Origin of the sequence: Vreelandella neptunia (assembly GCF_022489065.1) — a bacterium.
Taxonomy (GTDB): Bacteria; Pseudomonadota; Gammaproteobacteria; order Pseudomonadales; family Halomonadaceae; genus Vreelandella; species Vreelandella neptunia_A.
In genome coordinates this window covers 1-13,125 of sequence record NZ_JAKVTW010000029.1, presented here as the reverse complement: position 1 = coordinate 13,125, position 13,125 = coordinate 1, and the positions used below count along the sequence as shown (strand labels likewise).

12 protein-coding genes are annotated in these 13,125 nt (G+C 51.7%); 8 read left to right on the top strand and 4 right to left on the bottom strand.

The genetic code is table 11. The features are described 5' to 3' along the window. Window positions 1–37 precede the first annotated feature (37 nt). Complete coding sequence (locus MLE19_RS21775; protein WP_240720453.1) at window positions 38–1,174, bottom strand: iron-containing alcohol dehydrogenase; 1,137 nt, start codon at window positions 1,172–1,174, stop codon at window positions 38–40. 248 nt (window positions 1,175–1,422) lie between these two features. Here MLE19_RS21775 and MLE19_RS21770 point away from each other — a divergent pair, with 248 nt between their 5' ends. From MLE19_RS21770 to MLE19_RS21750, 5 genes are read left to right on the top strand one after another with little or no spacing between them, the layout of a single operon-like run. After that, window positions 1,423–2,403, top strand: coding sequence for a tripartite tricarboxylate transporter substrate binding protein (locus MLE19_RS21770; RefSeq protein WP_240720452.1), 981 nt, complete (start codon window positions 1,423–1,425; stop codon window positions 2,401–2,403). A gap of 13 nt (window positions 2,404–2,416) precedes the next feature. After that, window positions 2,417–2,887 carry a tripartite tricarboxylate transporter TctB family protein gene (locus tag MLE19_RS21765; RefSeq protein ID WP_276322534.1) on the top strand — a complete coding sequence of 157 codons (471 nt, stop codon included), beginning with the start codon at window positions 2,417–2,419 and terminating at the stop codon, window positions 2,885–2,887. Window positions 2,888–2,890: 3 nt separating this feature from the next. Next, window positions 2,891–4,405, top strand: a complete 1,515-nt coding sequence (locus tag MLE19_RS21760; protein WP_240720451.1) for a tripartite tricarboxylate transporter permease — start codon at window positions 2,891–2,893, stop codon at window positions 4,403–4,405. Further along, entirely contained in the window at window positions 4,402–5,448 is a 1,047-nt protein-coding gene (locus MLE19_RS21755; RefSeq protein WP_240720450.1) for an Ldh family oxidoreductase, read from the top strand. Before MLE19_RS21760 ends, MLE19_RS21755 begins: the two co-directional genes overlap by 4 nt. Window positions 5,449–5,482: 34 nt before the next feature. After that, window positions 5,483–6,376 (top strand): NAD(P)-dependent oxidoreductase, encoded by an 894-nt coding sequence (locus MLE19_RS21750; RefSeq protein WP_240720449.1) that lies wholly within the window; start codon window positions 5,483–5,485, stop codon window positions 6,374–6,376. 15 nt (window positions 6,377–6,391) lie between these two features. On the opposite strand, the gene MLE19_RS21745 is transcribed toward MLE19_RS21750, so the two are convergent. Next, window positions 6,392–7,357, bottom strand: a complete 966-nt coding sequence (locus MLE19_RS21745) for a GntR family transcriptional regulator (RefSeq protein WP_240720448.1) — start codon at window positions 7,355–7,357, stop codon at window positions 6,392–6,394. Between the two features lie 59 nt (window positions 7,358–7,416). Next, window positions 7,417–8,946 carry a UxaA family hydrolase gene (locus MLE19_RS21740; protein WP_240720447.1) on the bottom strand — a complete coding sequence of 510 codons (1,530 nt, stop codon included), beginning with the start codon at window positions 8,944–8,946 and terminating at the stop codon, window positions 7,417–7,419. A gap of 904 nt (window positions 8,947–9,850) precedes the next feature. Between MLE19_RS21740 and MLE19_RS21735 the strand changes: the two genes are divergently transcribed. After that, window positions 9,851–10,792: a cobyrinic acid a,c-diamide synthase gene (locus MLE19_RS21735; RefSeq protein WP_240720446.1), complete on the top strand. Its 942-nt coding sequence runs from the start codon at window positions 9,851–9,853 to the stop codon at window positions 10,790–10,792. Between the two features lie 60 nt (window positions 10,793–10,852). Further along, window positions 10,853–12,049, top strand: a complete 1,197-nt coding sequence (locus MLE19_RS21730) for a toxic anion resistance protein (RefSeq protein WP_240720445.1) — start codon at window positions 10,853–10,855, stop codon at window positions 12,047–12,049. Window positions 12,050–12,119: 70 nt separating this feature from the next. Here the strand turns inward: MLE19_RS21730 and MLE19_RS21725 are convergent, their stop codons facing one another. Beyond that, the gene (locus tag MLE19_RS21725) at window positions 12,120–12,407 is read right to left on the bottom strand and encodes a hypothetical protein (RefSeq protein WP_240720444.1); all 288 of its coding nucleotides are present in this window, start codon (window positions 12,405–12,407) and stop codon (window positions 12,120–12,122) included. A 188-nt stretch (window positions 12,408–12,595) separates the two neighbouring features. Here MLE19_RS21725 and MLE19_RS21720 point away from each other — a divergent pair, with 188 nt between their 5' ends. Beyond that, complete coding sequence (locus MLE19_RS21720; protein ID WP_240720443.1) at window positions 12,596–13,006, top strand: hypothetical protein; 411 nt, start codon at window positions 12,596–12,598, stop codon at window positions 13,004–13,006. Window positions 13,007–13,125 lie beyond the last annotated feature (119 nt).

The window sequence follows — 13,125 nt, the reverse complement described above, 5'->3', positions numbered from 1 at the left end:
TGCTCCTATTTCGCCAGCGCTCAACTTCTAAGTTTTCTTAGAGGGATTTTTCCAGCATCCACTCATAATCCTGTTCACTTGCAATGCGCGGATTCGTTTTATGGGTGTGATCAGCCAAGGCGCCTTTAATAATTCGGGGGAATAACACTTGAGAGACGCCCAATTCCGCTAACCCCATGGGTAAATCGAGACGCCTACTCATATCTTTAATAGCCGGACCAATATCAGCGGGGCTAGTGAGCTGCATCGTCTGAGCGATGCGCTCGAGCTTTTGCTCATGCTTTACAGAATCGCAGCTGGAATTGAACTCAATCACCGCGGGCAGGAAAATGGCGTTGAGCGTGCCATGGTGAAGGCGCGGATTAATACCGCCTAGCGAATGGCTCAAACTATGTACGCAGCCTAATCCCTTCTGAAAGGCCATCGCCCCCTGCATCGAAGCACTCATCATATTCATGCGAGCCTCACGATCGCCGGGGTTGCGCGTCGCCTGTTCAATATTCAGCCAGCCGCGGCGCAGACCATCCAGGGCAATGCCGTCAGCCGGCGGATTGAAAGCCGCCGACATGAACGTTTCAAGGCAATGGGATAAGGCATCCATCCCCGTGGCAGCCGTCATTTGAGCGGGCAGACTCATGGTTAATTCAGGGTCACAGATGGCGGATTTAGGGACCAGGTGGGGCGATAACAGTCCTACTTTACGTCCATCTTCGAGTATTAGAATGGCGCCGCGGCCAACTTCACTCCCGGTACCTGCGGTCGTCGGAATAGCGATGACCGGTGCCGTTGCAGCGGTAATTCGTTCTGAGCCACCCTCGACCACAGCAAAGGACTTCAAAGAGCCTTCATGGGTACCGCAAATAGCCACGCCTTTAGCGAGGTCAATGGAGGAGCCGCCCCCAATGGCAATGATGCCATCGAAACCACCCTCTCGGTATTGGGCAGTCGCCTCCAGAACGGCGGTTTCATTGGGATTAGGAGGCGTTTGATCATAAATGGCGGGATTAGGCTCACGCAGGTGTTTCAGTACTTGATCGACAATGCCCGCGGCCCTCACACCTTCATCGGTAACTACCATTGGATGCCGAATACCCAGGCGGTCGCACTCCTGCTGAAGTAACGAGGCGGCCCCAAAATCAAACTGGATTTGCGTTACATAATTGATTATTGCCATTTTACTACCTTTGGAATTGTTAGTGTTTTTAAGTAATAACCCACTCTTGCACGCCAAACAAGCCTGCGTAAAAGACGCCTTTAGCCTACGTGACTAAGAGCAATTTCGATCAATTCCCGCTTTATTAAGCTCAAAAAGGAACGTCAAAATTGAACTAAAGTCTACAAAATATGATTATTGAACACAATGGTCGTTAATGCTAGATTTGTTTTGCCACCCTACAAATACACAAAAAAATCGAGGCTCACATGAAAGCTACCAACAAAACAAAATCCCTCAAGCGCCTTACTGCCCTGCTCCTGCTGACGGCTTCCAGCTCAGTGCTGGCGGCCTACCCTGAAAAACCCATCACTATCATCGTTCCCTGGGCCGCTGGTGGCGGCACCGATGCGACAGCACGCACCATTGCCGCCGCGCTGGAAGAGCAATTGGGCCAAACGGTGAATGTGGTTAACCGTACCGGTGGTAGCGGCGTGGTAGGCCACAGTGCCATGGCAAGTGCAAAACCGGATGGTTACACCTTGGGCTTAGCCACCGGTGAGCTCAATATGATGCACTGGCAAGGCCTTACTGAACTCACCTATGAAGATTTCACCCCGATTGGCCAGATCAACTTTGATTACGCCGGTATTCAAGTAGCTGCTGATGCCCCGTTTGAATCAGTTCAGGATTTAGTTGATGCCATTGCAGAAGAGCCCATGGGCACCTTTAAGGCTTCTGGTACCGGTCAAGGTGGGGTATGGCACCTCGCTTTTGCCGGTTTCTTGATGGATCAGGGCCTGGAAGCCAACCGCGTTACCTGGATTCCCAGCCAGGGCGCAGCGCCAGCCATGACAGAACTCGCCGCCGGTGGTATCGATATTGTGCCGAGCTCTGTTCCCGAAGGGCGTTCAATGATTGAAGCAGGTCGCGCTAAAAGCCTTGGCGTAATGTCACCTGAGCGCATTAACAGCTTCCCCGATGTACCCACCATTAATGAAGCGATTGGAAGCGATTATCTCGTTGGTGAATGGCGCGGTATTACTGGCCCCAAAGGTATGGATGAAGAGATCGTAGCGACCCTTGAGGAAGCGTTAGAGGCCGCCTACAACAGCGATACTTATCAAGACTTTATGGCTAAACAAGGCTTTGGCACCGAATGGCGGAATGCCGAAGAGTTTGGTGAGCTAATGGTCGAAATGGATGCGGTGTATGGCGAAATTGTTAAGAACGTTGGGCTGAGTCAATAAGGGGAAAAGCAAAATGAGAGATCTCCTTTTGGGGCTAGCCTTCATGCTGCTTGGCGCCGTGGTGTTAACTGTCGCTAGCCAGTACCCAACAATGGCAAGTCTTCAATATGGTCCATCTCTGTTTCCCTCCCTCATTGGGGGAGGGTTTCTCATAGGAGGACTGGTACTTTCGGCCACTCAGCTACCGACGCTAAAACGCCAAATGTCTAGCTCAGAGGCTAACGCTGGGAAGATGTTCGACTTACGCTCCATTCTTGTCTCACTTCTCCCCTGTGCACTGATTATATTTTATATATTCGCTAGCGAGTTCCTGGGCGCGGCCCTGTGTCTGGGCATCATTATGTTCGTGCTCATGCTGGTGAGAAAAACCTCCCTTCCCTTAGCACTGCTTGTCTCCCTTATCGCGTCGCTCATCATCTATTTCCTATTCTCGCGATACCTGCTGATCCCCCTTCCTGAAGGGCTCATGAATTTTTGGGGTTAGATTATGGAAGCTTTTCTGTTAGGGCTGCAGCTCGTTTTCAATATAGAAACCATGCTGGTGATTTTTGCAGCTGCTATCTTCGGTGTGTTCGTCGGGGCTGTGCCAGGGCTAACGGCCACGATGGCGGTCGCGCTATTGGTACCCATCACTTTCTACATGGACCCCACCCCAGCCATCGCCGCCATCGTCACTACATCAGCCATGGCTATCTTCGCTGGGGATATTCCCGCCACCTATTTGAACATTCCCGGCACGCCCTCTTCGGCTGCCTATGTCGCCGATTCGCATCTGTTGGCACACAAAGGCCGTGCCAGAGAAACACTGGGCATGAACTTGATCTGTTCCGTGTTCGGCGGTTTATTCGGGACATTAATCCTGGTCTTTGTTTCTCCTTCATTGGCTGAAGTAGCGCTCCAGTTTAGTTCTTTTGAGTACTTCTGGTTGGCACTACTGGGGTTAAGTTGCTCGATCTTTATCGCCATTGGATCCAGGGTTAAAGCCTTTCTCTCTTTAATGATTGGTTTATTACTCTCGACGGTCGGCCTGGATATGATGAGCGGCGCCCCCCGCTTCACCTTTGGTATTCCCGACTTAATGGGCGGCATCAATTTCATTCCGGTGATGATTGGTATGTTCGCACTCAATGAACTCATGCTGTTTTATGGTTCGCGCAATGAGGGAAGAGAGCTGCCATCGTTATCCAAAGATAGCGTTTTTAAGCAGGCTCCCAAGCATGTAAAGGCTTATTGGCCGAACATGATACGTGGCAGCTCCATAGGAACACTGATTGGCGCGCTACCCGGTGCGGGTGCGGACATTGCGGCTTGGATCTCTTATGCCGTTGGCAAAAGCCGCTCTAAACAGAAGCAGGATTATGGTACCGGACATATCGAAGGCATTGTCGATGCAAGCTCTGCCAATAACTCAGGTATTAGCGGTGCTTGGGTGCCAGCCTTGGTATTCGGCATTCCAGGTGATTCGATAACCGCCATTGTTATCGGCGTGCTCTACATGAAAGGCATGAACCCAGGCCCTACCATCTTTATGGATGGCACAGGCTTGATCTACGCCCTATTCATCGTGTTCTTTCTTGCCAATTTAATCATGCTACCGATTGGCTACGCGGCGATAAAATCTGCCAAAGTGTTCATCTTGACGCCCCGCAAGATTCTTATGCCGATCATTTTGTGCTTCTGTCTCGTCGGCGCTTTCTCTATCAACAACTCGATCACTGATGTCTGGATAATGCTCCTTATAGGTTTTATCGCCTCCATCCTGGCCCGGTGTGATTTCCCCATGGCGCCAGCGATTCTTGGTTTAGTGCTGGGAACGACACTGGAAAATAGTTTTATGAGCTCGATGCTCAAAAGCAATGGCGATCTGCTGAGCTTCTTTTCGCGCCCCATTAGTGCAGGCTTAGGTGCACTCGTAATTTTGCTATGGCTCTCGCCTTTATTAGCCATGGCCTATAAAAAACTCAAAAACAATAGCCACAACAAAGCGCCGAGGATTTCATGAAACGCTATACAAAAGCTTGGTTGGACGAGGTACTGGTTAGCCTATTCATGGAGGCCGGCGCCTCTCGTGAAGTGAGTGAAACGACCAGTCGCATCCTTATTGAAGGGGATTTGCTAGGTCATCACACCCATGGCATAAAACTGGCTAACGGCTACTTAAGAGATTTGAAATCGGGGCATGCAAGCGGTGATCACACCGCGATGACCTCTAAAGAGATCAGCTCCATCGCGACCCTTGTTGATGGCCACTATATTCTTGGCCCCTATTTAGTGCAAAAAGCGCTGGAACGCAGCGCTGCGGCGGCGAGAGAGTCTGGGATTGGTATTGTGAGTATCAAACGCTCACACCACATCGCTTGCTTGGCGTCGTACTTGCAGCCTTTCGTCGAGCAAGGCTTGATGCCGATCATTATGACCTCGGATCCAGCGGTTAAATCAGTGGCGCCGTTTGGCGGTCTTTCACCGGTTTACACTCCCAACCCCATTGCAATGGGCATACCCAGCCGCGTTCAACCGATCATGATGGATGTCAGTATGTCCACCGTCACCAACGGTAGTGTCGGTAAAGCCCATGCTGAGAAAAAGAAAATGGCGCACCCTGTCATCCTGACAAATACGGGTGTTGCTAGCGACGATCCAGCGGATTTTTTCAGCGACCCACAGGGTAGTATCCTGCCGCTCGGCGGCCAGGAGTTCGGTCATAAAGGGTTTGCAATGGGGTTGATGGTCGAAGCCCTGACCTCGGCATTAGGCGGTTTTGGGCGTAAAGACGAGCCCAGCGGTTGGGGAGCCTCTGTCACGGTGATGGTGATTGACCCCGCACTTTTCGCAGGAACAGATGCGTTCCTCGATGAAACAGATCATCTAGTTAACGCATGTCTGAGCGCGTCCCCCGTTGATCAACAGCACCCCGTGCGTATGCCTGGCCAAGCGGGACTCAGCCGACGTGAGGAGTATCTCGATCAGGGTATTCCGCTGCCTAACGATGTCGTAGCAGAGCTGCAAAAGGCGATTGATGACTCGTCCCTGAAAAACGCCAAATAGAAGGATCAAAAACAACGTAAAGGCGACACGCATTATGAAAGACGAGCAAATAACAGTAGGCTTTATTGGCACCGGCATTATGGGTGGCCCGATGGCCGCAAATCTTGCCAAGGCTGGCCATCGAGTGCGCGCCTGGAATCGCAGCCCTGACAAAGCGCAAGCGCTTGCCTCAATAGGGGTAGCGGTGAGCGAGACTTTTCAGCATGCGGCTGAGCAGGCAGACGTTGTGGTGGTCATGCTCAGCTCAGGCCCTGTCTGCGATGAGGTGATCCTCGGCCCCAACGGTCTATTAGCAGCCATGAAGCCGCAAAGCACCCTGGTGGTGATGAGTTCGATCTCGGTTGAGACAGCACAGCAGCAAGCCAAAGCCGCCGCTGAGCGTGGGATTGGTTATCTTGACGCGCCCGTGTCAGGAGGTGAAAAAGGCGCCAAGGATGCCACGTTAGCGATTATGGTCGGCGGTGAAGAGATAACCTTTGAACGGATCAGTGCACTACTTAACGTAATGGGTAACCCCGTCCATGTCGGCCCTGCGGGTACCGGTCAACTGGCCAAGTTAGCCAATCAATTGATCGTCGCCAATACCATCGCCACCGTCTCGGAAGCGGTGCTTCTCGCAGAGCGCGGCGGTGCCGATCCGGCCAAGGTACGCGAAGCGCTGTTAGGCGGATTTGCCGATTCAACTATCTTGCGCGCCCATGCGCCCCGTATGATTGCCAATGACTTCGCCCCAGGCGGCCCGGCTAAATGGCAACTTAAAGATACCCAAACCGCTATTGCACTCGCCAAAGAGTTATCGCTAGAACTCCCGGTAACATCACTGGTTAACAGCTTGTTCACGGACCTTGTTGCCCATGGTGACGGTGAGCTCGACCATAGTGCCTTGATACGAGAGCTCCGGCGTAGAAATGAGATGCCCGTTGATTAACCAGGCACCCAATCGTTAGCGCAAGTAATCGGGAATTTCGAGCACGCCGTGGTCACGAAAATTGCTAAGACGCTCTTGAACATTAGCTTCTGAGCCAGCCAAATGAGCCGAGAGCGCTTGGCTGGCCTTCTCACCCTCTTTCTTGCGCATGCTAGCGAAAATCTTCAAATGATCATGAAAAAAGGGATCTGTGTCTGGGAGTGCCATGTTTGAGCCAAGCAGATGCTTACTCATTAACAGGACAGGATGCGTGCGTCGCAGCATGTCAAAAATTTCTTGGTTGCCACCCATACTCACGGTTCGATAGTGCAAGTCGCTTTCAAGTTCATCCAGTGTAGCGGCCTCGATATTAGGATACTTCTCGGCCGTATGTTCAAGCTTCTCAATAAAATGGTCGATTTCGTGCTCAGGCATCATCAGGGTAGCCCTTGCTATCATAAAGGGCTCAAGCTGCCTTCGCGCTTCATACAGATTATGCAGACGCTCATTGTCTAGCGGCACAATGGACCAACTGGTGTATTTAACCTTCTCCACCACTCCAATGGACTGCAGATAGAGCAGAATACGGTGCGTAATCGTACGGCTGACACTGTATTTTCTTGCCAGCTGGAGCTCATTGAGTTCGAACCTGCCCTTCATCGAACTCAAGACAACGTCATGTTCGACAACATCGGCAATAGCGCGCCAAGTGTCCGTGCGCTCAATTTTGACATCCTCGCCCAACGCACGAAAATCGGCCATGGTGAGACTTCGCCTGATAGGCTCCCCGGCAGTGGCCCCGACCAAATATCCACGGCCATCGAAACGACAAATTAACTGCTCTTCATGTAAACGCCCTAATGTCTGACGAACAGGAGAGCGGCTCATCGCGAATATTTCTGCAATATTGCCTTCGAGTAGAACTAAACCTGACTCAAGATGGCCACTTTGTATACTTCGCTTAAGCGCCTCATAAAGCTGATCTTTCAACGATTGCGACATTCAGCAACTCATTACGTAGTCATAAGTTAAGGGACTATTATATAGCGGCTATAGCGCTGTTAAGTAACAGCGCCCACCATCCACGGAACAAATTCATTGTTACCATAACCCAGCTCTTCACTGGCACTCTGCTCACCTGAAGCAATCGCAATTATCTTTTCAAATATATGCTCACCCACTTCTTCTACGCTGGCGGTACCATCCACAATGGTGCCACAGTTAATATCCATATCTTCGAGAATGCTTTCATACATCTGCGTATTCGTCGCCAGTTTAATACACGGCGCGGGTTTAAACCCAGAGACAGAGCCGCGCCCAGTGGTAAAGCAGACGACGGTTGCACCCGAGGCAATCTGACCCGTGACAGACACCGGATCATAGCCGGGGCTATCCATAAAATTAAAACCTGGCTCTTTCAGCGGTTGGGCATACTCAAGCACATCATTAAGGCTTGAGGAGCCACTCTTAGCGACAGCGCCCAGCGATTTTTCAAGAATGGTGGACAAGCCCCCTGCTTTATTTCCAGGTGAAGGATTATTGTTTAATTCAGCCCCATTGATCTGCGTGTAGTGCTTCCACCACTCGATCCTTTCAAGCAACTTACGCGCAACGTCTTCATTGATGGCTCTATCTAGCAGCAAATGCTCGGCACCATAGATTTCAGGTGTTTCACTCAATATAACGCTACCGCCATGCTGGACGATAAGATCCGCCGCATGGCCCAGGGCTGGGTTAGCAGTAATGCCCGAATAACCGTCTGACCCTCCACACTGCAGTGCCACGGTAAGATGGCTTAGCGGGGCTGGGCGCCTCTCCGCATGGCGATAATCATTGGACATTTGACGAATTTTTTCTGACGCTTTCTCAATACTAGCTCGGGTACCACCGGCACTCTGGATATTAAAATAAAAGATTCTTGATGTATCCGTAAGACCGTATTTTTCAACCAGTTGCTTAACTTGATTTGCTTCGCAACCTAAACCAATAATCAGCACAAAAGCAAAATTCGGGTTGATCGCATAGCCATTTAATACCCGCTCAAGGAAAGCAAAGCCTTCAGACTCCGTATTCATCGCACAGCCTGAACCATGGGTAACCGGCACAACGCCATCAAACCCTAATGCCTCAAACTCACCGCTTGCATTAAGACGCTCTGCCACCACTTTTGAGACAGTAGCAGAACAATTAACAGTGGAAAGAATACCGATATAGTTGCGGGTACCTACTTGTCCATTTGCACGATGATAGCCATTAAAGGTGCGCTGACTGCCAGCCACCGCTGTTCTGGGCGCTGGCTTGAAATGCTCCAGTGATGTGTCACGTTCCAACATCACAATATTGTGCGTATGAACGTGCGCACCCACCTCGATACGCTGGGTGGCCAAACCAATAATCTGACCATATTTGAAGATAGGCTGTTCTGGCTCAATAACACTTAACGCAACCTTATGACCAGCATCGATGTTCTCCTGTGCGGGGTGCTGATCATCATCAATGGGATACCCTTTAGGAACCGCCCTGCTCGCTACGCCAACGTTGTCATGGTGATGCAACCTAATGACCGCCGGTACACTATTAATTAGCTCCATTATTTTCTCCATCAGCGTCTTAGACGTTTGCAAATCACTCAGTACCCCGCCATCAGCCCTTTCACCAGCGCGTTTAGAATTGTTGTACTGGGCATATTATACTATCGTCGAGTTTAATGATCATTGTGTGCAATATTCAATCAAGCTCAGTTTACTGACTCTCAAAGCGCATGTCGATAGTTATACAATAAAGTGAGGAAAACACTGGAATGAGTGTATAACCGCCTTTAAAAGAGGGGGGTAACGCAAGACCAGCTCAAATCAACAGCCATGGCAATGCTGACATTGCGCAGTTAACTGGCGAGTAAGCGTAAACGGACAGGAACTCAGCGGAGAGGAGCGCGTCAAATATTTGTACAATTACCAGCCGGTCTTGAATGCTTAGGCTATAGTCCCAATATAGTGATTTATACGCCAACGCAATTGGAACCAGGAGGTTCACATGAGGAAATGGATTATAATGGCCCTCGTAAACTGGCTGCGTAAGCCAGCTAATCGCCAGAAAGCCAAGGATGCTTGGAGCGGGTTTCGTGGCCGTAGTGGCGCGAAGCGGACATCTCAACACCCACAGGCGACACCGCGGGATATATCAGCCAAACGTCCCGGCGAGACCTTTGATAACCAACCTTAATCTCAAAATATCTGATCATCATGCGCCGGTAAAATAAGCAGCCCCTTCCGCATGCGGATGAATTGTTTTCAAAAGCCCCGTTGGTAACACCAGCGGGGCTTTCAATCAGGGAGGGTTTAAATGCAGGGTTTAAACGCAGGCGTTAAACCTAGCCGTCCAGCGTTTATAGCCGCTCGCTGCTAGCCTGTAATGTGCCCCACTGGAGCTTATTGCCCCGTAACGGTTACGCTACACTCGACGTTTAGTTTTCATGACTGAAGGATAGCCGTACTCATGTTGGGATTCCTGCAGGGATTTTCTTATGGCCTTTTTATGACCTGCCTGCCTTGGCTGCTGGTCGGCCTCTTCAATCCTGCTCTGGCACTTCCAGAAACAACGCATAGTCGACTGCAGGTAATTGTCCGCTACTGTTTGATCGTTCCCTCTTTTAGCATGCTGCTGTGGCTCACCTCTCTATGGGGCGGTTTCAGCCCCAGTCTTCTGGGTTGGCTAGCGGGCCTCATCGCCATTCCTGTGGCGCTGCCCGTTGAGCGGACACTGCGCAGCTGGCTGGCTCGCCGTCGCGAGCGGCGCCTGCAGGCTCAACGAGCAATCGAGGCTCAACATCGCCGTGCTAAAGAGGAGCGCAACGCCTATGAAGCAGGTGTATCGGTACTTGATCCGGCAAGGCCACCGGTGGGAGCAGATGACTTAGTGCTGGCAATGTGCCAGGCCAAGCAGCGCCTCCTCGATGTGCATCGACCCGACCTTGCGATATTTTCCGATCGCCTCTACAGCCGCTACCGCCATGTAATGGATGTGCTGGGCGAGCGATTCAACACTGGCGAGCTTGCTTTTGAGCGCTCGCAGGGCCTGGTCACTCAGGTCTGTTTCGGCGCGGTGGATACGCTCACCACCATGGCGTCTCAAGCGCGAGGCGTGGTAAGCGTGGACGGCAACTATGTGCGAGGCCGACTAGAGCGTGAGGGTAAACGATTAGGCGATGAGGAACGTGCCGCCCTAGTACGCCGCCTCGATCTGCTAGTGGAGACCGAACACCGGCTAAATAAGCTCTCTGCCCGAATGGAGTCTGCGTTGACCGTGCTCGACGACACCGCCGTCTCCATGGCGCGCATTGAGACAGCTCGACCACAGGCGTCTGTCACCACTGATAAAGCGCTGGATGACCTGCGTCGCTTTGTAGAAGGCGCGGATCGTTACGCTCGCAAGGAGTAACCCGGCGACCCATAATAGCGCGCTTTGTTCACAACTTTTTTAATAGCTCAGGAGGTGTCTATGGCTCCGCCATCCGATGATAAACCTCGCCTTTCCCTGTCGCCGGTAACAGAGATCGCCGAGCAGCTAGGAACCAGCCAAGTCCATTCGGGCAACCTTGATGATCGTGACAGCGACCCTGAGCTTGAAGCGATGGCCGATCGATTTGTCGCGGATATCCTCGCCGAAGGTGACGAGGCATCGGCGGTTCGTCAACGCCAAGCCGTGGATGATATTGGACTTGAGTTACAGCAGCAGGCCGCCCATCGCAGTGCCATGCTGCAGACGCCGCTACGCAAGCTGGCCCATCACGGCGATGAGGGTGGGCCGGTTGCCAAAGCTCTTACTGATCTACGCGGACGCATGGAAGGATTGGATCCCGCTCGCCATCGTTTAGCGCCCACTGCTCTGGATCGCATTCTGGCGGTCATTCCTGGCCTAGACAGCCGCCTGCAGCGCTACTTTCGCAAGTTTGAGAATACCCAACAGGCTCTGGACGCCATTATTGAGGATCTGGAAGGCGGTCGCGATATGCTCCATCGTGACAACCTCACCCTCAGCGATGACCAGCAAGCCTTAACTAACATTCTTGCCGAGTTAAACCGCCAAATTGCCCTGGGCCGTATGATCGATAGCCGCCTGTGCGACCAAATTTCAGCACACGATGGCGACGACCCACGCCGTCACTTTCTTGAAGAGGAGCTACTTTTTCCTCTGCGTCAGCGCATCGTCGATCTCCAACAACAGCTAGCGGTGAGTCAGCAAGGCGTGCTGGCGCTAGAGGTCATTATCCGCAACAACCGAGAATTGATCCGCGGCGTGGACAGGGCCATTAACGTTACCGTCTCGGCTCTCACCGTTGCGGTAACCGTGGCCATGGCGATGGCCAATCAGCGCCTGGTGCTGGACCGCATTGAAGCCCTCAACACCACCACCTCGCAGTTGATTGGCGGGACAGCCAAAGCGCTTCGTCAGCAAGGGGTAGACATCCAAAAGCGAGCCTCATCCGCGATGTTGGACATGCAGGTGCTTGAAGAGGCTTTCACCGAGGTGATGGGCGCCATCGATGATCTCTCAAGCTATCGTCAAGAGGCTCTGCCGCGCCTCAATGAACAGATTGACCGCATGGCAACGTTAGCCAAGCAGGGAAATGCATCCATCTCGCGTCTTCAAGAGGGTAACGAATCGCAGCCACAGGAGGGGCGCGAGCCTAATTGAATACACCGGTTTTCCAAGTGAAGCGCCCTACTTTGCCGGATAAGTCAGCTGAACAAGCTAATTGTTTAAGCTATTTGAAACGAGAAGAGGCATCTCGAAAAGCTTTGCGCATCAGCTCCCATGATTCTTCCATACCTTGACGGACAGTTTCCCAGGCCGCTTCGCTGGCATACTGAAGCTCCTCAAGCCTCAGTTGAGTCTCTGCCTGCCGCTTCTTGAGCCGCTCGATATCTTCCTGGTACTTAACTCTCGCCTCGGCACTCGCCTGGCGGGCTTTAGCCGTTAACTTATCGATCTCAGCATTCCACGCATCAAGCTTGGCTTTCATTTCCTCAACGAATTCATCGCGCTGTCTCATGGCAATACTCCCTTGCAGTAATGGGTATGACGGATTCTCAAGTGTAATGCTATCCAAGCAATGAGGGCTTCACGGCTAGTGTTCTCACTCATTTTACAAACGCTTTAACGTCAGTCCAAAGAGGCATTGAGCGACGCCTAATAACAACGCTATATTATTGGCTGCTAAACTAAGGACAAGGAGAAAGCGTGGATAAGGCCGCCTATCACAAGCGTTGGGATCATCTTGAGCAAATACAGCGAGAGTACAGCAACCTGCCAGAGTCAGGTGTTGAAAACCGAGCAGCACTTCATAAAGTACTCATCAATACCTTCCGAGAGTTCGTTATCGCCTGCTACTGCGATTATTGGCGCGATGTCTATCAAGGGGCAGCCTTCCCCATAACCTCTGCTCGGGAAGTGCTTGTTGCTAGAGCGATCAAAGTTCACCACTGGACGCCCGGCATCGCCACCAGCCTCTCCAACTACGACCTTGGCTTGAGCCTGATTGACGAGCTTGCAGTATTCAAGTTGCCGGAAATGGCCATTCACGTCTGTTATATGAACCTTCAAGACCTTCCAACAGCTGACTATCAAGCACTAATAGTGCCGCACGAATAACAAATGCGCCAAATCTCCAGGCTGACCAACGTTACCAGTGAGTGAAAACAATCAGCATGCCCCTATTGCCATCAGCGCCAGGGGCCCAGATGAATAAACAGCAATTAATAACTTGGAAC